This window comes from Brachybacterium tyrofermentans, from assembly GCF_014897585.1.
GTDB classification, from domain to species: domain Bacteria; phylum Actinomycetota; class Actinomycetes; order Actinomycetales; family Dermabacteraceae; genus Brachybacterium; species Brachybacterium tyrofermentans.
In genome coordinates this window covers 61,925-84,535 of record NZ_JABUXW010000010.1, presented here as the reverse complement: position 1 = coordinate 84,535, position 22,611 = coordinate 61,925, and the positions used below count along the sequence as shown (strand labels likewise).

The following is a 22,611-nucleotide window of genomic DNA, read 5'->3' as shown; positions in this document are numbered from 1 at the left end:
ACAGAGTATCGTCATCGACCGTTCCGGAGCGTCGCCCTGCGACGCCTCGACATCGTGCCCTGCCCCGGTCGTCAGCCAGAAGGAGAGCCCGTGAGCACCCCCGAGCCCCCGCGCGAAGCAGTCGTCGAGGAGACGTCCCCGGGAGCGGACACGACCTGGTTCGTCGTCCCCTTGTTCAACGAGGGTCAGGTGGTGGGGGATGTCATCCGTGACCTGCGCACCCGCTATCCGCTCGTGGTCGCGGTCGACGACGGGAGCCAGGATGACTCGGCGGCCATCGCCGCGCGCGCCGGTGCCGCGGTCGTGCGCCACCCCTTCAACATGGGCCAGGGCGCCGCGCTGAAGACCGGCATCGACTACGCACTGCGCGACCCGGGGATGCGGCAGATCGTGACCTTCGACTCGGACGGGCAGCATCAGGTCGATGACGCCGCCGCGATGATCGCAATGCGTGACGCGGAGGGCGTGGACATCGTGCTGGGGTCCCGTTTCCTGGACTCCCGGACCAAGCCCGGCCTGCTCAAGCGCATCGTTCTGCGCGGTGCGGTCTGGTACACGAATCTCACCAGCGGGGTGAAGCTCACCGACGCGCACAACGGCCTGCGGGTGATCGGTCGCGAGGCCTGCGAGAAGATCGCGATCGAGCAGAACCGCATGGCCCACGCCTCAGAGATCGTCGAGGAGATCGGTCGCCATAAGTTCACCGTGCGGGAGCACCCGGTACACATCCTGTACACCGACTATTCCCGCTCGAAGGGCCAGTCGATGCTGAACTCGGTCAACATCGTCATCGACATGCTCTTCCGCTGAGTTCTCCACGTCCGCGGAGTCCGCTGAGCCGGCCCCACGGCGCCCAGCGGTTCTCAGCCGTCCTCGGCGGCGGAGTGCAGGAGCGCCGCGAGCTCGTCGTGCCCGCCGTGCGCGGCCCATCCCCCCGGCGTCGCCCCGTGCTGGGGATCACGCAGCTCCGGATCGGCACCCCGGGAGAGCAGCAGCGTGACGATTCCGGTGTCTCCCCGCACCGCGGCCTCGTGCAGGGCCGTGAGCCCGGCCGGGGTTCGGGCGTCGATCCCGAAGCCGTGACCGAGGCAGCGCTCGATCGCGTCGGCCCGGCCGGCGGCCGCGGCGCGTGCGACGAGGTCGGGGTGACGTTGCCGCACCACGTCCAGCAGCGCGGCGTCGGCCCCAGAGCCTGCTGACCTTCCTGCTGATCCTCCGGCTGGTCCTCCGTCCGATCGTGTGCTGGTTCCGTCGGACCCTGCCGGGGCCAGGAGCTCCCCGACCACTCGCTCCGGGTCGCCGACGGAGGACGTCGCGGCGCCGGCCCTCTCGAGCAGGTCGGAGACCCCAGGGTTCCCCTGGAGCACCGCCTCCTCGTAGGGGCTGCGGCCGAAGTACACAGGATGGGTGCTGCGCAGGTCGGGATCCGCGCCGTGGTCCAGGAGCAGTCGGACCCGGCGGGGGAGCCCCGCATGGGCGGCGTGCTGGAGCGCCTCGGCGAGGAGCTGGCGGGGAGCTGGATGCCGGGGAGCGAGCAGCCGGTGCCAGGGCCCGCCGTCACCGCGTCCCAGCCCGGCCTGCAGCAGCAGTTCGAGGTATTCGGTGTCGTCCCGGGCATGGGCATCGCCCGCGCCGCGGTTGTAGATCGTCTGGCTGTCGTTCGCCGATGCTCCTGCCTCGAGGAGCAGCCGAGCCAGCTCCAGCTCCTGGGGGTGCGGGGGAGCCCCCTGCTCACCGCCACCGAAAGCCCCGGTCAGGGCCGTGAACGGAGAGGTCAGGCCGTCCCAGAGGAAACCCGCGTTCGGATCGGCACCGGCTGCGAGGAGGAGGCGGGCCACGCCCAGGTGATCGATCTGACGCTCGGTGAGCGGCCCCGGTGCGCCGCCGAGCCGGGAATAGGTCAGGTACAGCAGCGGCGTCCAGCCGAATGGCCCGTCCTCGCGGTGCACGGCGGAGGGATCCGCCTCGAGGATCTCGCGAGCCGCGAGCAGATCCCCGGTCGCGGCGGCCGTGGCCAGGCTCGCGCGGGAGAGGGAGGGATCGGCGGCGAGGAGCACGGCCGCCTCCGCTGAGCTGCCACGGGTCGTCGAACCGTAGTCCAAGCAGGCGAGCCGGAGCAGCCGGTCCGCCCCGGTGCCGAGCGGGGCGAGATGGGGCCGACGGGTCAGACGGTGCACCTCGTCGACGTGTCGCCGCAGTGCGGGCCAGGAGGGGAAGCCGTACGCCCGGGAGAGGGTCAGCTGTGCATCGGCCAGCGCGAACGGCGGGGAGGTGCCCTCCGCGCCCAGCAGGGGCACGAGGGCCCGCGCTTCGGGATGGTGGTCGCTCACCTGGTCGATCGCCTGCTGGTCGCCGCGTCGCACGCGGTCGCGCAGGGACTTCGCCTGACGGCGCAGGTGGGAGAGATCGGGATGGTCGGGCAGGTTCAGCTGGGACATGGCGGCCTCCGCTCCGGGCCCGGTGCCCACTGGGTCGGGCAGGAGGGGAGACGGACGTCCTCGTGCTCGTGTCCGGTGCGGGCTGTGCCCTTCCCGTGGGCGGGAGGCGCCACCGGCTCGCCACCATCCATCCTAGGCGGCGGGACGGCCGATGTCCCACGGGTTCACGAACACGGTCAGGAGCGGGTCAGGCACCGTCCGCGGCGGTGGCCTCGGCCGAGCCGTCCTCGACCGAGTCGAAGAAGGTGGCGATGTCCGCGTCGTCGGTGAGGATCGCGACCCCGGAGTTCTGGGTCTGGAACTCCGGATTCTCCACGGGCATCGTCAGCGTTCCCGCGCTCATGGCGCTGCGGGCGGTCAGAGCCATCCGGCCCACCGTGAAGATGCCGGTGCCCTCGCTCGTGACGAGCGAGTCCGAGCCGGCCCCGGCGAGCTTGACCTGGCTGAACGGGTTCAGCAGGACGGCCGGGGAGGTGACGCGGTCCATGAGCGCGCTGACGAACTGCTGCTGGCGCTGCTGCCGCCCGATGTCCGCGGTGGGGTCGAAGTAGCGGGCTCGGACGAAGGCCAGAGCCTGTTCGCCGCCCACGTCGTGGCAGCCCTCGGTCATGGACAGGCCGGACTTCTTGTCGTCCACGTCCCGATCGATGCACAGGTTCACATGGTCCACGGCGTCGACCATGCCCGAGACGCCGTCGAAGCCGATCTCCACGTAGTGGTCGATGGTCAGGCCGGTGAACTCCTCGACGGTCTCGACCAGGAGCGGTGCACCGCCGAAGGCATAGGCGGCGTTGAGCTTGTAGCCGCCGCGGCCGGGGATGTCCACGAGGGTGTCGCGGGGGAGGGAGATCAGGTAGCTGTTCCCGTTGCGCGCCTTGTGCAGGAGCATGATCGTGTCGGTCCGGGCGCCCTCGGTCCCGTCGTCGTCCACGGCGTCGCCGCCGCGCCGGTCGGAGCCCGCGATCAGGTAGGTGGTCCCCTCGGTGTTCTCGATCCCGGAGAGGGCGTCGACGTGCTCGATGCGGCTGTCAGCCCACAGCACCAGCCCGGCAACCCAGCCCACCACGACGACGAGCACCAGCACCATGAGCGTCGCCCCGAGCCGCAGGGGCCGCGGGAACCGGGATCGGCGACGGGTGCTGCGTGCGGGCCCTGGGGGCGGGGGAGCGACCGGGTCGTGCCCGGCCTCAGCCCGCGTGGACGATCCGCTGCGGATCCCGGCATCGGGCTCCTCGGACACCGGGAGCGCCCGGGTGGGCGTGGAACCAGCGGTGGGTCCCTGACGGGGTGATCGCGGGACCGGACGGGCGCTGCCTCCGGCGCGGGCCCTGTGCCCGGCGGGGCGTCGCGGCCCTCCTGGTCGCGAGGAGCGCGGGGGCTGGTGATCGCTCACAGCTGTCTCCTTCCCGGCCGGGATGTTCTGAGGTCTCGAGGGTCTCGAGGGTCTCGAGGGTGCGGGGTGCACGTGGTGTGCTGTTCCGGGGCCGTCCGAAGCCGTCCCCGATGTGCACGGCGTTCGCCAGGGTAGCGGTCCGCGGGGCGACGGCGGGGCTCGGCACGGTCGGAATGTCCAGCATGAGCAGAACCTCCTAGGAACCTTCACAGCGTCGTCATCCCCAGAGGTCCTCGATATTCTGCGGCCTCCGTACACTGGGTGACGTGCCGTTCCGCGGCCACGACCACCCGCAGGAGGCGCTGTGACCCATTCCGCACCCGCAGTCGGCCCGACGCCGCACCCAGGGACCGCGCACCCCGACGCGACGACCGCCCGGATAGTCGCCGTGGTAGTCACCTACAACCGTGCTCAGCTGCTCGGCGAGTGCCTCGACGCGCTCGACTCCCAGGAGCGGCGCCCGGATGCCGTCGTGGTCATCGACAACGCCTCCAGCGACGCGAGCGGCACCGTGGCCGACGAGCACCGGATCGGGGCGGACGTCGTCCATCTCCGCCGCAACGTGGGCGGGGCGGGGGGCTTCGCCGCCGGGATCGCGCGCGCCCTCGTGCGGCACGACGCGGACTGGGTGTGGGTGATGGACGACGACACCGTCCCGCGCCCCGGTGCCCTCGCCGCACTGCTGCACGCTCTGGAGGCCTCGCCCGTGCGGCTGAGCGTCCTCAGCTCGCGCGCGGTGTGGACCGATGGTCGCGACCATCCCATGAACACCCAGCGCACCCGCCTGGACGCGAACGCGCAGGAGAAGGCGGATGCCGCCCGCGCCGGGGGGCGGCCGATCCGCACTGCGAGCTATGTCTCGGCCCTCCTCAACGGACAGGACGTGCGCCGGCTGGGGCTGCCCTATGCCGACTACTTCATCTGGTCCGACGACTTCGAGCACACGGGGCGGTTGCTCCGACACGGCCGTGGTCTGCAGGTCCCCTCCTCGGTCGTGGAGCACCGCACCGTCCTGTTCAGCAACGCCCAGACCAACCCGGGATCGCGCTTCTACTACGACGTGCGCAATCGCCTGTGGGCGCTGCTGCGCACCACCTCCTTCAGCCCGGGCGAGAAGGTGCTCCATGGCGGTCGCACGCTGCTCGGCTGGGCCGGTCAGCTGCTGCGGCACCGTGGCGACCTGCTGGGCGTCGGAGTGCGCGGGCTGATGGATGCGCTGCGCCGCGGGCCTCGCCCGTCGGTGCAGGTGCTGCAGATGGACGCCGAGGTCGCGGCCGACGTGCGGGCCATCGAACGGGCGGCCGGCCGGTGACCGCCCCGCGCGGCGCCCCGGCATCGGACCGGGGCACGCCGCCGTTCGTGGTGCTCATGCCGTTGTGGGGGCGGGACGTCCCGGAGCGGGTCGAGCTCGCCATCACCTCGGCGACCCTCGCTCAGCAGCTGCGCCCCGATCTCCTCCTCCTCACGGTCGACGGGCCCCTTCCCGCAGGTCTGGAGGATCTCGTCGCCCGCGTTCTCGACGGCGAGTTCGGCCCGGCCGAGGTGCTTCGACATGACGCGCATCGCGGCGTGGCCGCGGCGCTGCAGGACGGGCTCGAGGCCTCGCCCCACGAGCTGGTGGCTCGGGCCGACGCCGACGACATCTGCCGCCCGGAGCGCTTCGCGCTGCAGATCCCGCGCATGCAGGGCGGCGCGGGCGCGGAGAAATCGCCCGCCGCTGCCCGTGCATCAGCGGCGCTCGCCCCCCTGGACCTGCTGGGCGGCTCGATGCGCGAGTTCAACGATCGGATCGCTCCGGGCGAGGGCCCGCTGCGCTCCCGCCCGCTGGAGCACGACCAGATCGTAGAGTATCTCCCGCACCACAGTCCCTTCCACCACCCCACCGTGGTGATGCGGCGGTCTGTCGCGCTCGCCGTGGGCGGGTACCGGGCGCTCCCGCTGCTGGAGGACTACTGGCTGTGGGAGAGGATGATGCTCGGCGGCGCCCGCATGGGCAATATCGACGAGGTCGTCGTCGACTACCGCGTCGACGAGGATCTGTTCGCCCGGCGCGGTGGATGGCGCCTGTATTCGAGCGATCTGTTCCTGCAGCGTCGCTTCGTCCTCGACCGTGTCACGACGCCCTTCCAGTTCCTGCGGAACCTGGTGCTGCGTGGCGTCTACCGCTTCATCCCCGGGCAGCTGCGACGAATCGGTTACCGAAAGTTCATCGAGAGTTCGGCCTGAATGTGACGTCCACGGCGGGTCCTGCGAGGACTCGTCGGACCGCAGGAGAGCGGCAGGGACGCTCCGCTACTGTGAACGGGTCCCCAGCGGACCGCCGCCTGCTTCGAAAGGACCTCCTGTGTCGACTCCTGACCTCCTGATCGTGGGTTCCGGCCTGTATGGCCTGACCATCGCCGAGCGGGCCGCCGTCGAGCACGGCGCCAAGGTGACGATCATCGACAGGCGCCCGCACGTCGGCGGCAACGCCTACTCCGAGACCGACGAGCAGACCGGGATCGAGGTCCACAAGTACGGTGCGCACCTCTTCCACACCTCGAACGAGAAGGTCTGGGAGTACGTCAACCGGTTCACCACCTTCACCGGCTACCAGCACACGGTGCACACCACCCACAAGGGCGTCGTGTACCCGCTGCCGATCAACCTCGGCACGGTCAACCAGTTCTTCGGAGCCGCCTACACGCCCGACGAGGCGCGGGCGCTGATCGCCGAGCAGGCCGGTGAGCTCGCGGGCACGGACCCCGAGAACCTCGACGAGAAGGGCGTCTCCCTCATCGGTCGCCCGCTGTACGAGGCATTCATCAAGAACTACACCGGGAAGCAGTGGCAGACCGACCCCAAGGACCTGCCCGCCTCGATCATCTCGCGGCTCCCGGTGCGCTACACGTACAACAACCGGTACTTCAACGACACCCACGAGGGGCTCCCCACCCAGGGCTACACCGCGTGGCTCGAGCGGATGGCAGATCATCCGAACATCGAGGTGCAGCTGGACACCGACTACTTCGACACCTCGCAGCCGCTGAACAAGGACGCCACCCGCGGGAACATCCCGGTCGTCTACACCGGGCCCGTGGACCGCTACTTCGACTTCGAGCTCGGCGAGCTGGGCTGGCGCACCATCGACCTGGAGACCGAGCACCTCGATGTGGGCGACTTCCAGGGCACCTCGGTGATGAACTACGCGGACGCCGAGGTTCCCTACACGCGGATCATCGAGCCGCGCCACTTCCATCCTGAGCGTGACCACTACCCCTCGGACCGCACCGTGATCCAGCGCGAGTACTCGCGCTTCGCGGAGACCGGTGACGAGCCGTACTACCCGATCAACTCCGGCAGCGACCGCGAGCGGCTGCTGGCCTACCGCGAGCTCGCCGACGCCGAGCCCCGCACGCTGTTCGGCGGGCGCCTGGGCACTTACCAGTACCTGGACATGCACATGGCCATCGGCGCGGCCCTGTCCATGGCCGACAACAAGCTGCCCGACCTGCTGCGCGCGTGACCTATGAGCCCCACGGTCAGGATCGTGGGGCCCGTGACGATCGCCGACGAGGAGCATCATGAACGCCAACGCCCCCACCCTGACTCCGTCCGCACAGGACTCCACCGCTGAGGACTCGACCCCCGAGCGCGCCCCGCAGCGGCTGCTGCAACGGCTGATCCTCCCCTACGAGGCCTCCCCGGACATCGTTCCGCTGTACATCGAGGCGGAGGATGCCCGCTCGGGTGCCACCGGAGGTGCCTTCGGCCTGGGCGAGGCCCCGGCGAACGAGGCCACCGCGGATGCCGGCGCCGCGGCGCGCGGCGCGGTGCAGGCCCCGGTGGACGTCAGCGAGCTCAGCGATCGGCACTCGGTGCGGATCCCGGCACGCTCGATGCGGTCCTTCGGCACGTACTTCAACGCCTTCCCGGCCAGCTACTGGCGACGCTGGACCCCCGTCCGCTCAGTGCGGCTCACCATCCGCACCGCAGGCCGGGGCCACCTCATCATCATGCGGTCCACCGCTCGCGGCACCCTCCAGCGCCAGGAGTCGCGCACGGTGACGGCGGGCCGCTCGGAGCAGGTCTTCGATCTGCCGCTGACGGCCTTCGGCGACGGCGGCTGGTACTGGTTCGATGCCTTCGCCGGCGGTCAGGACCTCACGATCCTCGGCGCGGAGTGGACGGCGGACGCCGACCTCGCCCGCACCGAGGGCACCTTCTCCATCGGGATGACGACGATGAACAAGGTCCCGTACTGCCTCGACAACATCCGGACCGTCGCGGAGGACCCGGCACTGCGCGAGCTGCTGGACGTGATGTACGTCGTCGACCAGGGGTCGGATCGGCTGCGCGACCACCCCGAGCAGCTGGCACCGCTGCAGGAGCTCCTCGGCGAGCAGCTGCAGATCATCGAGCAGGGCAACATCGGCGGGTCCGGCGGGTTCTCCCGCGGCATGTACGAGGCGGCCACCACCGGCACCTCGACCTACGTGGTCAACTGCGATGACGACATCGTGCTGGAGTCGGAGTCCCTGATCCGGATGGCGACCTTCGCGGACTTCGCCACGAAGCCGACCATCGTCGGCGCGCACATGTTCGATCTCAACAACCGCAGCGTGCTGCACACCTTCGGCGAGGTCGTCGATCCCTGGAGGATCCAGCCGTCGCTGGCGAACCCGGGCGCCTCCATGGGGCATGACTTCGCCCAGGAGCCGCTGCGGTCCACGCCCTGGCTGCACCGCCGGGCCGACGTCGACTACAACGGCTGGTGGAGCTGCCTGATCCCCACCGAGACGGTGCGGGCGGTCGGTCTCAGCCTGCCGGTGTTCATCAAGTGGGACGACGCCGAATACGGCCTGCGCGCGAAGAAGGCCGGCTATCCCACGGTCTCCCTGCCCGGTGCCGGGGTCTGGCACATGAGCTGGGTCGACAAGGACGATCTGGTGGGCTGGCAGGCCTACTTCCACGAGCGCAACCGGATCATCACGGCGCTGCTGCACTCGCCGTACGCGCGGGGCGGGCGAGTGATCAAGGAGTCGCAGTTCCTGGACATCAAGCACCTGATCTCCATGCAGTACTTCACCGAGGCCGGGCGTCTGCTTGCGCAGCGCGACGTTCTCGACGGCCCCGAGGCGCTGCATCCGTCCATCGGCACCAAGCTCCCCGAGATCCGGGCGATGGCCGCGCAGTTCGACGATGCGACCTCGAAGAAGGACCAGGACCACTTCCCGTCGGTCCATCTGGACAAGCCTCCGCGCAAGGGGAAGCCGTTCACCGAGCCGACGCCCCTGAAGCTGCCGGCGTGGACGGGGAAGGTCCTGGCCAAGCAGCTGGTGAAGACGCCGACCTCGCGCTCGGAGGAGCACCCGCAGGCCGCGATCGCTCACCTCGATGCGAAGTGGTGGCGGCTGTCCGCCTACGACAGCGCCCTGGTCTCGAACGCGGAGGGGACCCAGGTCTCCTGGTACAAGCGCGATCCGCGCCGGGTGAGGGCGATGCTCGGCGCGGCCGTGCGAACGCACCTGGATCTGCACCGACGCTGGCCCGAGCTGCAGCGCTCCTACCAGCAGGCCGCCCAGCACATCACCTCCTTCGCGGAGTGGGAGAAGACCTTCGCCGCGAACCCTGCGCCGGTGCGCGAACAGGATCGTGCCGCCCAGGACCACGGCCCCGAGGCCGCCTCCTCGACGGGAAGCGCTCCGGCGTGACCGCGGAGGCCGTCGAGCCCCGGGCGTCTCTGCCCCTGGTCCCCACCCGCGCCGAGCAGGCGCAGGGATGGCGGGCACCTGGGCAGGACGCGGGCTGGCTGAACCCGATCCGGGAACGGTTCCTGCTGCGCCTGCTGGTGCGCAAGGAGCTGCGTGTGCGCTACCGCGGCAGCATGCTCGGCATGCTGTGGAGCTATGTGAAGCCCGCGGTGCAGTTCATCGTCTTCTACATCGCGCTCGGGGTGTTCCTGCAGCTGTCCAAGGGGACCCCCGGCTACGCCGTCTACCTCTTCAGCGGCATCGTCGTGATCAACCTCTTCGGCGAGGTGTTCGGCAATGCCACGAGGTCCATCACGGGCAACGGCGCGCTGGTGGCGAAGATCTATCTGCCCAGCCAGCTCTTTCCCTGGTCGAGCATGATCGTGGCGCTCGTGCATTTCCTGCCGCAGCTGCTGGTGCTCGTGGTGGGGGCGCTGCTGTCGGGATGGCTGCCATCCCCGACCTCGATGGTCGCCTTCGGGCTGGGCATGGTGATCCTGCTGGTGTTCACGATGGGGCTGGGCATGCTCGCCGCCGCGCTGAACGCCGCGTTCCGCGATGTCGAGAACTTCGTGGACCTCATCGTCATGGTCGCGACCTGGCTCTCGCCGGTGCTCTACCGCATCTCCATGGTGGAGGAGTCGATCGGCGGCACGATCTGGTGGTGGCTCTATCAGCTGAACCCGCTGACGATCGTGGTGGAGCTCTTCCACGTCGCCTTCTGGCGGTACTCCGGTCCGGTGGTGGACAAGCTGCCCATGGATCCGACCCTCGCCACACCGGGGGAGCCGTTCGGTCTGTGGTGGGCCGGTCTGCTCATCGCCGTGGCCACCTTCGTCATCGGCACCGTCGTGTTCGAGCGCTCCAAGCGGCGCTTCGCCCAGGAACTGTGAGGGGAGCGGAGCGATGAGTCCGAACATCCAGGATGTCCCCGAATCCGCGGCCGTCCCCACGGACCGCGAGATGGTGCGCATCCAGCACGTGACCAAAGAGTTCTCCCTGCGTCATGACCATTCGTTCAAGGAGCTGGTGTTCTCCGCGCTGCAGAAGAAGAAGCTCTCCGACACCTTCCTGGCCCTGGACGATGTGGATCTGACCGTGCACGCCGGCGAGACCGTGGGCCTGATCGGCTTCAACGGGTCCGGCAAGTCCACGCTGCTCAAGACCATCTCCGGGGTGCTCTTCCCCGATCACGGCCGCGTGATCCTGCGCGGACGAGTGGCCGGTCTGATCGAGGTGGGCGCCGGCTTCCATCCGGATCTCTCGGGTCGTGAGAACGTCTACCTCAACGGGGCGATCCTCGGGATGAGCCGGGAGCAGATCGATGCGAGGTTCGACGAGATCGTCGCGTTCAGCGAGATCGAGGAGTTCATCGACACGGACGTGAAGTACTACAGCTCGGGCATGTTCCTGCGCCTCGCGTTCTCCGTCGCGGTGCACACGGAGCCGGACATCTTCTTGGTCGACGAGATCCTCTCGGTGGGTGACGAGCCCTTCCAGCGCAAGTGCCTCGAGCGGATCAGGGAGCTGCAGGCCGCGGGCCGCACCATGGTGGTGGTCTCCCACGAGCTCGAGATGCTCGAGAAGCTGTGCACCCGGATCGTGGTGCTGCGCAAGGGCACGGTCATCTACGACGGGGACCCGACCGAGGCCGTCGCGACCCTGCGCGCCAGCTGATCCTCCGGGTCGCGACAGCGCTCAGGCCGTCCCGTCCCGTCCCATCGCGTCTGCGCTCAGGCGGTCCCCGTGACCGCCTCGTCGCTCGCCTGACGCTCGGTCACCATCGCCGAGGGGCTGACGATCCCGCCCCCGGCGAGCAGAACGCGCAGCACGGCGGGCATCGAGCCGCAGCCGTCCTCCGGGACCAGCAGGCGCGGCGGCGTCCCTGCGGCGGGCTCCGACTGCTCGGAGGTCGACTGCTCGGGAGCCGGGCCGCTCCAGGCAGGCAGGATCACGCCGAGCTGATCCGGATGGGCACGCACCTCGCTCACCCAGTCGTGGGCCAGCGCCGGCAGATGCCCGCTGTAGCGGGGCGTCAGGGAGACGGGCTCGAGCACGAGGAGCTCGTCCGCGGACTGGGCCAGCGGTGACTCCGGACGATCGGTGGCCACCACGCGGGGCTCCTGCGGGACAGCTGCCGGTGCTCCTGCGGGTTGCTCCGCCGAGAGGTCAGCCTCCGCCGACACCGCGGCGCCACGTCCATCGAGCACCGTGACCTCGGCGCCGAGCGACCAGGCCGCGATCGCCAGCACCAGACGCTTCCAGTGGGCGGGGAGATCGAGCACCACCGTGTCCCCGGGCTCGAGGGCGAGCTCGTCATGGAGGTGCCCGATCGTCTTGATCACCCAGTTGGCGAGCACATGCCCGGACAGCTCGATGCGGGCAGCCTCCCCGTACCAGGCGAGGGCCGGATTCGGTCCGCTCCGCTCGAGAGTCGACAGCAGCTGGGTGTTCAGGTCGGTGCTCATCGGTGATCCTCCGGGATCTCGGGGCGGACGATGTCGATCGCCAGGGTCGGCAGAGCGGCGCCGAGGGACTCCGCGCCCAGAGCGACGCGGATCCTCTCGGCGAGGGAGCCGGCCGCGATCCAGTTCTCGGGATCGGGGCCGGCCGGGACGACCTCGATGCGTGCGTCGGTGGAGAGGGCCGGACCACCCAGCCCCTCCAGATCCTCCAGCCCGTCCGGACCACCCGGACCGTCCGATCGGTCGGGACCGGAGGAGGCGGTGCCTGGGGCGGGCACGAGGCGCGCGACGGCACGGTGGCCCGGGTCGCCGTGCCGAGGGATCGCGGCGACCGCGAGGGCACGGTCTATCCGTTCGGCCACGGGCTCGGGGGACATTCTGGCGATCGGCTCCTGATGCGGTTCCAGGCCGAGCGCCACCCAGACGGATTCCAGGCTCGGACGGCGGAACCAGTCGTCCTCGCCGGTGCGGGAGAGCTCCCGGGCGGGCACTGCGCCGTCCGTCGCAGCGTGCACGCCGCGCACGAGAGCGGCGGGCACCCCGCTTGCTTTGCCCTTGACGAGGTCGGCCGCTGCGGCGAGCTCATCGGCGAGGTTGCGCACGGTGACGGTCAAGGCCCGTCCGTCCGCGTCCGCCCCGCCGCGCAGGTCCTGCAGGGAGGTGACCCCGGCGGCTCCCAGGGCGATGTCCCCCACGCCCACCCGCCAGATCCTCGAGGAGGTGTCCGTCAGGAGCACCCCGATCCGGATCCCGAGCACATCGGACAGGGATCGGTGCAGGTCACGCGCGCAGGCGTCGGGATCCTCGGGAAGCAGCAGCGGGCCGTCGGGGGCGTTGGAGGAGTCCACCCCGGCGGCCGCCATCACGGGCCCCGAGGCGATCTGCACCACCGAGGTGACGACGCGGGTATGCCGTCGCCGCGCGACGGTGCGCACGGCGGCCGAGTCCACGGCGGTATCTCGGTGCTCGGGATCGACGCGGAGCCCCAGCGCCTTGGAGACGATCTTGGTCGAGACGCACAGCACGTCGCCGTCCTGGACATCCATCGCCTGCAGCGCGGGGAGCAGCACGCCGGCGAGGTCGTCCCCGGCGCGGATCTCGCCGATCCCCAGCACGGGGAGGATGTTCACCTGACCGGGAACCGGCCGGGACGGCGTCCAGGTCGCCGGCTGTACGGTCGACTGTTCGCCCGCCGCCGCGGAGGCCTGTCGATGCGGTGACGTGGTCACGTGATCCTCCCGGGTCTGTGATTCGGGGCGTTCAGCAGGGGCGACGCGCCGGGCCCGCTTGACGGGCCATAACTACATGCGTGTATTTTAGGGTGATAACGGGCCTTCGGTGGCCACTCAGCAGTGGAAGGAGAGGTGGCTATGGACGAGGAAACAGTCAACGACGACGCGCGTGCAGAGCTGTCCCTGCTCGATTTCGCCGGGCAGGACTCCGACGAGGCCGAGATGTCATGGCAGGAACGCGCACTGTGCGCGCAGACCGATCCGGAAGCATTCTTCCCGGAGAAGGGCGGCTCGACCCGCGAGGCGAAGAAGGTCTGCGTCTCCTGCGATGTCCGGGCTGAATGTCTCGAGTACGCCCTCGAGAACGATGAGCGCTTCGGGATCTGGGGCGGGCTGTCGGAGCGCGAGCGCCGTAAGCTCAAGCGCCGGGTGGTCTGACATCATTTCCCGGTGAGCGAACGCCATGTCACTGCTGTCGTCCTGCTGAGCGGGTCGACCCCTGAGCGCTCGCGGAACGCGACGTTCGACGCAGTCCTCTCACAATCCCGACCGGCCGACCGCCTCGTCGTGGTCGCCGGGGCGGACCTTCCCGACGACTCCCTCGCCAGACTCGATCAGCTCCTCGGCGACGGGGTCGTCGACGACGTCCGGACCATGTCGTCCACTGTCGGACGCGCCGGAGCAGTGCACGAGGCGCTGGATCTCCTCGAGAGTGGCGGTGAGCTGGGTGACGGCGATCCCGCTGCGGATCTCCCGTCCGCGCATGACTCCTCTGACCCGGCCCTGTCGGGCACGGGCTCTCCCGCGAAGCAGGCGCCGCTGGGACGGCGTGCGCGGGCCATCGACACGGCGGCGGAGGAACGACGTCGTACTCAGCAGGCCGAGGATCTGGCCCTGGTCCCCGAACGGCTGCGCACGGAGCGTCAGCGCTCCGGTCGACGCATCGGTCGCATGGCTGGCGCGGCGGAGGAGAGCTGGCTGTGGTTCGTCACCGACGCCGGGACCCCCGGGCGGACGGCCCTGGAGCGCGAGCTCGAGATGGTGGCGAGCTCCCCGAACACCGGCGTGGTCGGCGCCAAGCGGGTTCGTCCGAGGACCCGTCCCGCTCCTGACCCCGCGCCGACCGGCGCGGAACAGTCCGACGACGAGATCGGGCGTCCCGTCGAGCACGGCGGCGAGCCCGGCGATGCAGCCCTCCTGACGGCGGAGAGCGCGGATGCGCTGGTCGACGTCGGCCTCACCCTGACCCACGGCGGGCGCATCATCACCGGGGTCGATCCCGGGGAGATCGACCAGGGTCAGGCCGATTGGCGCGAGGACGTCCTCGCGGTCGCCCTGCCCGGCATGCTGATCCGTGAGCAGACCCTGCGCGATGTGGGCGGGCTGGATCCTGACCTCCCCGAGCCCTGGGCGGAGATCGACCTGTGCCGGAGGATCTGGCGATCGGGGGAGCGGGTCGCCGTCCAGTCGGCGGCACGCGTGGTGTCGCCCCATCCCACCCGGCCGCTCCTGGACCGGCTGCAGGAGCAGCGCACCGGCCAGATCCTCGTGCTGCTGAAGCACCGGTCCCTGGTCATGGCGCTGGTGATGCTCTGCCTGCTGCCCCTGACGACGCTGCTGCGCATGGCCGGCTCCGTGGCGGCCTCGCAGCCGCGGCGTGCCGTCATGGAGCTGCGGGCATGGGCCGCCGCGATGCCGCGCGTGGGTCGTGTGCTCTCGCGAAGTCGGGCGGCACGCCGCCGAGCGCGGGTGCCGAGCGGTCGGCTCGCGCCGCTGTACCTGCCGCGCGGCGACAGCATGCGGCGCTGGCTCGAGGACACCTGGACCCGGCTGTTCGCCGATGACGACCACCGACGTCGCGTCCGCCGTACGACCTGGGGCATCGCCGGCACCCATCACGGCGTGGAGGATGCCGACTACGGCCGCCACGTGCTCTGGACGGTCGTCGTGGCGCTGGCCTCGACGGTCCTGGGGCTGTTCGCGCTGCGAGGTCTCTTCGGCCGCGGCGAGCTGACCGGCCCCGGCCTGCGCGCGCTGCCCGAGAGCTGGGCGGCAACCTGGGCAGCAGCTTGGTCCAGCTGGATCCCCGGCGGACTCGGCGAACGCGGCCCGGCGGACCCCCTGACGCGCCTGCTGGGGCATCTCCCGTTCGGGGGCTCCCTCGTCGAGGTCCTCATCTTCGCCGCCATCCCCGCCAGCGCGCTCGCCGCCTGGTGGGCGGCCGGCGCGATCACCCGCGCCGTCGGCGCCCGCCTGACCCTCGCGACCCTCTGGGCGCTGGCGCCGCCCCTGATCTCCGCCCTCGTGATCGGTGCGTGGCCCCTGCTGGTGGTCCACGCCCTGCTGCCGCTGCTCGCCCTGTGCATCGGCCGTGCGATCGGCCTACCCCACAAGGTCTCCCAGGCCAGCGTGTCCGCTGCAGCGGGTGGCGGGCTCCTGCTCCTGATCATCGGCGCTGTGAGCCCGGTGCTGGTGCTGCTGGCGGCGCTGGGCCTGGCACTCCTCGCGGTCGTCGTGCCCGGCCGGCGCCTGCGCCTGCTGTGGATCCTGCTGCCCTCGCTCGCGCTGCACGTCCCCTACCTCCCCGTCTACCTCGGCCACCCCGAGACGCTGCTGGCCGTCAGCGGGGTCCCGCCCCGGGCTCCCAGCGCCGACACGCTCGACCTGCTCACGCTGTGGCCGGTCGCCCCCGGCCTGCAGGAGCTGCTCGTCCCCCTGGTGGGCACGACCGGCGCCCTGCTGGTGCCGATGATCCCGGTGGCACCCGTGGTGATCGCCGCGGTCATCTCCCCGCTGCTCGCCGGGAGCGCCGGCAGGGCGGGACGGTTCAGCATCCTTCTGGCCGCCGTCGGCCTCATGACCCTTTTCCTGACCCGTTCCACCGCCGTCGCGGTCGCCGGCGACCAGCTGGTGCCCGCGCCCTGGAACGCCCTGCAGAGCGCGATCCTGCTGATCCTCTCGGTCGGTGCCGCCGCGAGCTTCGACGCCCTGGCCCGCCGCGAGGAGGAGGACGGCGGCCTGCGCCGAGCCGGCACGACGGTGATAGGTGCCCTGGTCGCCGTGGTCTGCGTCGTGACAGTCGCCGGCTGGACCCTGGCGCTCCCCGGCCAGCTCCGTCTGGACCGCGTCGAAGGTGGTGCGGTCCCTGCTGCCGCAGCGGATCAGGGCCGGACCGAGGCGAGGGCGAGGGTGCTCGTGCTCGAGCAGCAGGACGACGGGACGATCGAGGCGAGGCTCGTCGTCCACGGCGGGGACACCGTCATCCAGCACGCCACGATCACCGATGCGCGCGCCGTGGACACGGTCCGCGCCGGCGAGATGGTCGACGACGACCCCGCTCAGGGCGCGCTGCGGGCGACGGTCGCCACGATGCTGTCCAGCGGGACGGAGGGCGCCGGGCCCGATGACCCGGAGCAGGCGGCGGCGTCCCTCGCGATCGCCTATGTCGTCGTCGAGGGCGACCCGGCCGACCAGCTGGATCTCGTGGGCGCGCTCGACTCCTCCTCGACCTTGGAGAAGGTCACCGAAGGCTCCCGGGGCGGCATGTGGCGTGTGCTCGGTACCGCGCCCCGCGCCGTGGTCGTCGGCGGCGCGGACCCGGTGGCGCTGTCCAGCGGCGTCATCGACGCCACCGGACGGATCCCCGCGGACAGCAGCGAGCGCACCGTGGTGCTGTCCGAGCGCGCTGACAGCCAGTGGCGGGCGACCCTGGACGGGACCGAGCTCGAACCCGTCGTGGTCGGCGACTGGGCCCAGGGCTTCGCCATCCCGTCCGGAGCCGATGGCGAGATCGACATCCACCGTGAGCAGCCTGCCCGGCTGGTCTGGCAGATCCTGCTGTACGCGGTCCTCGCTCTGACCATCGTGATCTCGATCCCCTGGCGCCTGCGCACCCGGGACGCGGAGGAGATGTATGGCTGACCACGATCCCCAGCATCCCCGCGATGCCCAGGAGCAGGAGCCCCCGCGGCTGTCCCGCCGCGAGCGCCATGGACCGGTGCGCCCGGTGCTGGCTCTGGCCTCCCTGCTCCCGCTCGCGGCTGCGATCGGTATCATCGTCACCTCGCCGACCCCCGAGCCCCCGCAGGTCACCCGCATGGAGAGCCAGTCGCAGCCCGGGGCGAGCGCGCAGTGGTGCCCGGGCCCGCTCGACGTCCCTGATCAGCTGCTCGTCGAGACGGCGGATCAGGACCTCTCGGTCACCCCGCCCAGCTCCACGGTGGGCCTGTCCAGCGTCGCCCTCGAGCAGGACTCCTCGGTGCTCTTCGGGCGGGTCAGCGGCTCCGAGACCCTGCAGGACGAGAACGGGAAGGTGCGCGCCCCGTCGCTCGCCACCGAGACCGCCGACGGCTCTGCCCTGAGCACGGACACCGCCTCGGCGGACCTCGGCGTCGGAACCCAGATCGTCCCCGAGGTCGACGGGTCCTCCGTGGTCCGGGCGGCGACCTCCGAGGGCGGCAGGGCGGTCACGGACTCGGTGCAGTCCACCGCCACGACCAGCGGCGACTACCGGTCGCTCGCGCTGACGCGCTGCGGCGCCCCGATGACGGACGCCACCTTCCTGGGGATCTCCACGGCCACCGGGGACAGCTCCACGCTCGTGCTGCGCAACCCGACCGAGCGCCCCGCCACCGCCTCGGTCCAGGTCTGGACCGAGGACGGACCGGCCGCGATGGAGGGCCGCAGCCAGATCGTCGTCGCCCCGGGTGCCGAGGAGCAGGTTCTGCTCGAGTCCGTCGCCGGCGGTCATGACGCCGTGGGCGTGCGGGCATCGGTGCTCGGTGCACCGCTGTCCATGCACGTCCAGACCACGGAGCGCGACGGGCTCACCCCGGGCGGCGCCGAGATCCTCACGCCCCTGTCCGGAGCGGCCGTCGAGCAGACCATGCCCGGGGTCGACGTCGCCGGGACCGCGCCCCAGCTGGTGCTGGCCAACCCGCAGGGGACGGACACCACGGCGTCGGTCGAGGTCTCCGGACCTGACGGGGTCCTCGATGCGGCCTCGCTCGAGGACGTCGAGATCGCCGCCGGCGCGGTGGTCTCGCTCCCGCTGGACGGGCTCCAGGACGGCACCTATTCGGTCTCCGTGCGGTCCCCGGAGCCGGTGCATGCCGTGACCCGCAGCTCGGCCACCGGGGCGGACCTTCCCGGAGACACCCTCGGAGCACCCGTCGACTTCACGGTCGTCGCTCCCGCGCCCGCCCTCGTCAGCGCCGGGGTCCTGGCCCTGCCCGCCGAGGGTGGCGCCGGAAGCCTGACTCTGACGGCCTCGGAGGCGAGCGGAGCGGCGATCGTGCCCCTCGCCGCCGATGGCAGCGCGGGGAAGCCGGTCGAGGTGGATATCGCCGAGGGGGCATCGGTCACGGTCGCGGCCGACTCCCTGACGATCGACGGCGCCAGCCCGAGCGCGCTCTCCGTGGTCCCGGACGTGCCGGGCGCGGTGCGCGCCGGATGGATGCAGCGGGAGAGCGACGGCGCCGGCGGCCTCCTGCTCTCCTCGCTCCCGGTCACCACGGCGCAGCAGACCAGCGATCCCTTCACGATCAGGGTGCAGGACTGACGCAGCTGGACTGACATCGCAGGACTGACGGCGTTGGTCCGGGAGGCGTGGAGCGCGGTCCGGCCGGCCTGATCAGGCGGTCCACGCCTCCGGGTCGACGTCCTCCGGGTCGATGCCCAGCAAGGAGCCGATCTGCTCGGCCAGCACCTGGCGCACCAGCTCCTCGGTGTCCTGCTCGCCCTCGCACCGGGTCTGGATCGGCCGACGGTAGACGATCACCCGTGCCGGATGGTCCCGGGAGGGCGGCAGGACCCGGCCCAGCAGCACCGTCACGTCCTCCCAGGGCGCAGGATCCGAGGGCGGGACCTCCTCGACCAGCACCTGCAGGTGGGCGAGACGGCGCGGGAAGCGCTCGGCGAGGGCGGCGCCGGCATCGGCGACGGTGTCGTCGAACTGTTCCCGACGCGTGCGATATCCCGGAAGATGCGGAGGGATCAGATCCCAGCGGCGGCCGCGTCCGCGACGATCACGGCGTCGGGGTCCCGAGCGGGGTCCGGGTGCGCCGGGGAGAGACGACGGCTCGACATCCATGCCCCCACAGTAGCGTTCTGCGCCACGTCCTCGCCGGTCAGGGCGCGCCGTCGACCGGCCGACAGCGGGACTGCGTACACTGCTGGACGTGCCAGCTCGTGAATGCTCCAGAACCGCCTGCTCGCGACCGGCCGTGAGTTCGTTGACCTTCGTCTATGCGGATTCCACCGCTGTGCTGGGCCCCCTCTCGCGGGTCAGCGAGCCCCATGCCTATGACCTCTGCCGCGACCATGCGAGCGGTATGACCGCGCCACGGGGCTGGGAGCTGCTGCGGGTTGCCGGGAGCGAGGAGGTCAGCGACGATCTGGTCGCTCTGGCCGATGCCGTGCGCCCCCATCGGCCCCCGGCGGAGCCGACCGGGCACAGCCCGGGCCCGCCCTCGTCCCGCGAACCGAGCCGTCGGCCCGAGGGCACCGAGCCCGGCCGCCACCTCCATGTCCTCAGGAGCACGAATGACTGATCCCGCGCCGTCCTCCGACGGCACCGCCCCGGCTGCGGTCGATCAGGACTCCCATGCTTCTCCCGCCTCCTCCGTGTCCCTCGCCTCGATCGTCAAGGCCTACGACGTACGTGGCACGGCCGGGACCCAGCTGAGCGTCGACGTCGCCCGTGCCCTCGGAGCCGCCTTCGCGGACTTCCTGGAGTCCCAGGAGCTGATCGTCGCCCATGACATGCGCGTCAGCTCCCCGGAGCTCTCTCGTGCGGTCATCGAGGGCGCGGTGCGCCGCGGGGCGATCGTCGCCGATGCCGGACTCTCCTCGACCGACCAGCTGTACTGCGCCTCCGGGCTGCATCGCGCGGCCGGGGTGATGATCACCGCCTCCCACAATCCGGCCCCGGACAACGGCCTGAAGCTGTGCCTGCCGGGCGCGCGACCGATCAGCCGGGACACCGGTCTGGAGGAGATCCGTCGCGGTGCCGAGGCCTACCTCGCGGCCGGCGAGATCCCGGAGCGCGGGGACGGCCGCTCGGAGCCGCTGGACACCCTCCCGGATTATGTCCGGACCCTCCATGAACTGGTCGGCGTCCCCACCCGTCGGCCTCTCCGGGTCGTCGTGGACGCGGCTAACGCCATGGCCGGACTGACTGCCCCCGCCGTGCTCGGTGCCCTGGAGCAGCTGATGGTGATCCCGCTCCACTTCGACCTCGACGGCACCTTCCCGAACCATCGTGCCGACCCGCTGGACCGCGAGACGCTTCGCGATCTGCAGGCGGCAGTCGTCCGGGAGGGGGCCGATCTCGGGCTCGCCTTCGACGGCGACGCCGACCGCTGCGTGGTGGTCGACGAGACCGGCACCCCGGTCCCGCCCTCGGCGGTGACCGCGCTCATCGCGCGCCGCGAGGTCGCCCGGGCTCGTGCCGCCGGCGAGGAGCGGCCAGCGGTGGTCGCGAACCTGGTCTCCTCCCGCCACGTCACCGAGACGGTGCTCGAGGCCGGGGGAGACGTGGTGCGCGCTCCCGTGGGCCACTCGCTGATCAAGGCGATCATGGCCGAGCACGACGCCGTCTTCGGCGGCGAGCACTCTGCGCACTACTATTTCCGGGACTTCTTCTCCGCGGACTCCGGGATGCTCGCGGCGCTCCATATGCTGGCAGCTCTCGCCGAGACCGACGGGCCGCTCTCCGCGCTGGTCGCGGAGCATGATCCGTATCCCTCCAGCGGGGAGATCAACTCCCTGGTGCGTGACTCCGGGGCGGCTCTGGACCGGGTCCGCGAGCAGTCGACGTCGCTGAGAGCCGCGCAGATCGACGAGCTGGACGGGCTGACCGTCGTGCACTGGGACGAGGATCTCGACCCCGAGGACCGCTGGTGGTTCTCGTTGCGCTCCTCGAACACCGAGCCGCTGCTGCGGCTGAACGTCGAAGCAGGAGAGAGGACCACCATGGCCCGCATCCGGGACGAGATCCTCGCCATCGCACGGGACGATGACGACGCCGATCAGGCGGGGCCGGGCGCAGAAGCCGTCGAGCTTCCTGCCGGAGCCAGCGGTGCCGATGTTCCCAGCTGGGTGCGCTCGCGCCTGCGCTGTCCCGACTGCGGCGGAGAGCTGCGGGACGTCGAGGCGGCTCTTCAGTGCACGGACTGCGCCCGTCGGCACCCGGTCGAGGGCGGGATCCCGGTGCTGATCGCCGGGCGCCACGACGTGCCGACAGCCTGAGACGACGCACGGACACCCGGAGACGGAGAGTCCCCGGCTCCGGCGCAGGTCCGGGCCCAGCTCCAATCCCCGCTCCCGCTGAGGGCCACAGTCTCTGCTGCGGGTGACGCACGTGCGCCTGCGGTGAGGGAATGCTCTGCCGGAGAGCGACCGGGAACGCTCTGCCGGAGAGCGACCGGGAATGCTCTGCTGGAGAGCGCCTCAGGCGGAGAAGCGGACTGCGCGTACCTCCGCGGCGAGCTCCTCCTGGCGCCCCTGCGCTCGACGCAGCCGCTCCTCGTCACGGCGCGACCGCTCCGCGATCACCGCGGCCAGAAACTCCTCGGGCACCGTTCCGGGCGGCGGAGCTGGCGCGACGTGGGGCAGCGTACGACGCAGCAGATCCCGGGAGAGCTGACGGCGCGACTCCGGATTGATCCGGTCAGCCCGCGGCAGGAACGAGCGGATGTCCTGCATGAGGGTGAGCGGGAGCCGGCCCACGTCGGCGGCGGCCACCCACTCCTGCAGGCGCGCGGGCACCTCGGTGCGCCTCGGCTCGAGTGCCGCCATGCGCTCCTGGATCACGAGGGTCCCGGCCAGCAGATCGCCCAGTCGCCGAGACTTGCGATCGATCACCGCGCAGGTCAGCGCGATGGATCCGGCGGTGGACCAGATCTCCAGCATCGCCATCACGGCACGGAGCAGGCTCTGGCGCCCGTGGACGGGACCGCCGTCGTCCCGCACCACCCGCGTGCCCATCGCGATTCGCCCCACCGAACGACCCTGCAGCAGCATCTCGCAGAGCACGGGGTATCCGACGTAGGCGGCCACGGACACGGCCACGATCGCGGCGGCGATCAACCCCTCGTCGAGATCCGCGCGCGCCGCCGTCCATGCCACCGCGACGGTGCAGACGATGAGGATGCCCAGCTGCAGCGCGCCGTCGATCGCGGCGGAGAGCATGCGGGCCGCGAAGGAGGCCGGACGCAGATCCAGGAGGACAGCATCCCCGGTGATCAGCGCGTCACGGTCGGTGCGCGCCGTGACCGGCGCAGCGGAGCCCATCGTTGCCATGCCCCCATCCTGTCAGCCTGCGGTGCCCTCGGTCAGCGCCGAGCGTCG

18 protein-coding genes are annotated in these 22,611 nt (G+C 71.2%); 12 read left to right on the top strand and 6 right to left on the bottom strand.

Going from position 1 to position 22,611, the window contains the following annotated elements:
• The first annotated feature begins 90 nt into the window (after positions 1-90).
• Positions 91-810, top strand: coding sequence for a glycosyltransferase family 2 protein (locus INT49_RS09075; protein ID WP_193117413.1), 720 nt, complete (start codon positions 91-93; stop codon positions 808-810).
• Positions 811-863: 53 nt separating this feature from the next.
• Here INT49_RS09075 and INT49_RS09070 read toward each other — a convergent pair whose 3' ends face one another.
• The gene (locus tag INT49_RS09070; protein ID WP_193117412.1) at positions 864-2,438 is read right to left on the bottom strand and encodes an ankyrin repeat domain-containing protein; all 1,575 of its coding nucleotides are present in this window, start codon (positions 2,436-2,438) and stop codon (positions 864-866) included.
• Between the two features lie 187 nt (positions 2,439-2,625).
• Positions 2,626-3,831 carry an LCP family protein gene (locus INT49_RS09065; protein ID WP_319021563.1) on the bottom strand — a complete coding sequence of 402 codons (1,206 nt, stop codon included), beginning with the start codon at positions 3,829-3,831 and terminating at the stop codon, positions 2,626-2,628.
• 304 nt (positions 3,832-4,135) lie between these two features.
• On the opposite strand from INT49_RS09065, the gene INT49_RS09060 reads away from it, so the two are divergent.
• The 6 genes from INT49_RS09060 (at position 4,136) to INT49_RS09035 (ending at position 11,240) form a co-directional block, all read left to right on the top strand.
• Positions 4,136-5,143, top strand: a complete 1,008-nt coding sequence (locus INT49_RS09060; RefSeq protein ID WP_193117411.1) for a glycosyltransferase — start codon at positions 4,136-4,138, stop codon at positions 5,141-5,143.
• Positions 5,140-6,057, top strand: a complete 918-nt coding sequence (locus INT49_RS09055; protein WP_319021562.1) for a glycosyltransferase — start codon at positions 5,140-5,142, stop codon at positions 6,055-6,057. The genes INT49_RS09060 and INT49_RS09055 overlap by 4 nt, the downstream gene beginning before the upstream one ends.
• A 118-nt stretch (positions 6,058-6,175) precedes the next feature.
• Complete coding sequence (glf, locus tag INT49_RS09050; protein WP_193117410.1) at positions 6,176-7,336, top strand: UDP-galactopyranose mutase; 1,161 nt, start codon at positions 6,176-6,178, stop codon at positions 7,334-7,336.
• 58 nt (positions 7,337-7,394) lie between these two features.
• Positions 7,395-9,524 (top strand): glycosyltransferase, encoded by a 2,130-nt coding sequence (locus INT49_RS09045; RefSeq protein ID WP_193117409.1) that lies wholly within the window; start codon positions 7,395-7,397, stop codon positions 9,522-9,524.
• Positions 9,521-10,456 (top strand): ABC transporter permease, encoded by a 936-nt coding sequence (locus INT49_RS09040; protein WP_193117408.1) that lies wholly within the window; start codon positions 9,521-9,523, stop codon positions 10,454-10,456. Before INT49_RS09045 ends, INT49_RS09040 begins: the two co-directional genes overlap by 4 nt.
• Positions 10,457-10,469: 13 nt before the next feature.
• Positions 10,470-11,240, top strand: a complete 771-nt coding sequence (locus INT49_RS09035; protein WP_193117407.1) for an ABC transporter ATP-binding protein — start codon at positions 10,470-10,472, stop codon at positions 11,238-11,240.
• Between the two features lie 56 nt (positions 11,241-11,296).
• Here INT49_RS09035 and INT49_RS09030 read toward each other — a convergent pair whose 3' ends face one another.
• Positions 11,297-12,031 carry a TIGR03089 family protein gene (locus tag INT49_RS09030; RefSeq protein WP_193117406.1) on the bottom strand — a complete coding sequence of 245 codons (735 nt, stop codon included), beginning with the start codon at positions 12,029-12,031 and terminating at the stop codon, positions 11,297-11,299.
• Positions 12,028-13,257 carry a coenzyme F420-0:L-glutamate ligase gene (locus tag INT49_RS09025; RefSeq protein WP_193117405.1) on the bottom strand — a complete coding sequence of 410 codons (1,230 nt, stop codon included), beginning with the start codon at positions 13,255-13,257 and terminating at the stop codon, positions 12,028-12,030. Before INT49_RS09025 ends, INT49_RS09030 begins: the two co-directional genes overlap by 4 nt.
• Before the next feature lie 141 nt (positions 13,258-13,398).
• Between INT49_RS09025 and INT49_RS09020 the strand changes: the two genes are divergently transcribed.
• Genes INT49_RS09020 through INT49_RS09010 form a run of 3 tightly spaced genes read left to right on the top strand, consistent with a single transcriptional unit; the run spans position 13,399 to position 18,820 of the window.
• A complete protein-coding gene (locus INT49_RS09020; protein ID WP_319021561.1) occupies positions 13,399-13,698 on the top strand; it encodes a WhiB family transcriptional regulator in 300 nt (99 codons plus the stop codon).
• Between the two features lie 12 nt (positions 13,699-13,710).
• On the top strand, positions 13,711-17,181 hold the full coding sequence (locus tag INT49_RS09015) for a hypothetical protein (RefSeq protein WP_193117404.1): 3,471 nt from the start codon (positions 13,711-13,713) through the stop codon (positions 17,179-17,181).
• Positions 17,174-18,820, top strand: coding sequence for a DUF5719 family protein (locus INT49_RS09010; RefSeq protein ID WP_226850024.1), 1,647 nt, complete (start codon positions 17,174-17,176; stop codon positions 18,818-18,820). Before INT49_RS09015 ends, INT49_RS09010 begins: the two co-directional genes overlap by 8 nt.
• A 72-nt stretch (positions 18,821-18,892) precedes the next feature.
• On the opposite strand, the gene INT49_RS09005 is transcribed toward INT49_RS09010, so the two are convergent.
• Complete coding sequence (locus INT49_RS09005; RefSeq protein ID WP_193117403.1) at positions 18,893-19,351, bottom strand: metallopeptidase family protein; 459 nt, start codon at positions 19,349-19,351, stop codon at positions 18,893-18,895.
• 133 nt (positions 19,352-19,484) lie between these two features.
• Here INT49_RS09005 and INT49_RS09000 point away from each other — a divergent pair, with 133 nt between their 5' ends.
• Together INT49_RS09000 and INT49_RS08995 are read left to right on the top strand one after the other, a co-directional pair.
• Positions 19,485-19,811 (top strand): DUF3499 domain-containing protein, encoded by a 327-nt coding sequence (locus INT49_RS09000; RefSeq protein WP_377802285.1) that lies wholly within the window; start codon positions 19,485-19,487, stop codon positions 19,809-19,811.
• On the top strand, positions 19,804-21,510 hold the full coding sequence (locus INT49_RS08995; RefSeq protein WP_193117401.1) for a phosphohexomutase domain-containing protein: 1,707 nt from the start codon (positions 19,804-19,806) through the stop codon (positions 21,508-21,510). The genes INT49_RS09000 and INT49_RS08995 overlap by 8 nt, the downstream gene beginning before the upstream one ends.
• A gap of 201 nt (positions 21,511-21,711) precedes the next feature.
• Here INT49_RS08995 and INT49_RS08990 read toward each other — a convergent pair whose 3' ends face one another.
• Positions 21,712-22,563: an RDD family protein gene (locus INT49_RS08990; RefSeq protein ID WP_193117400.1), complete on the bottom strand. Its 852-nt coding sequence runs from the start codon at positions 22,561-22,563 to the stop codon at positions 21,712-21,714.
• Between the last annotated feature and the right edge of the window lie 48 nt (positions 22,564-22,611).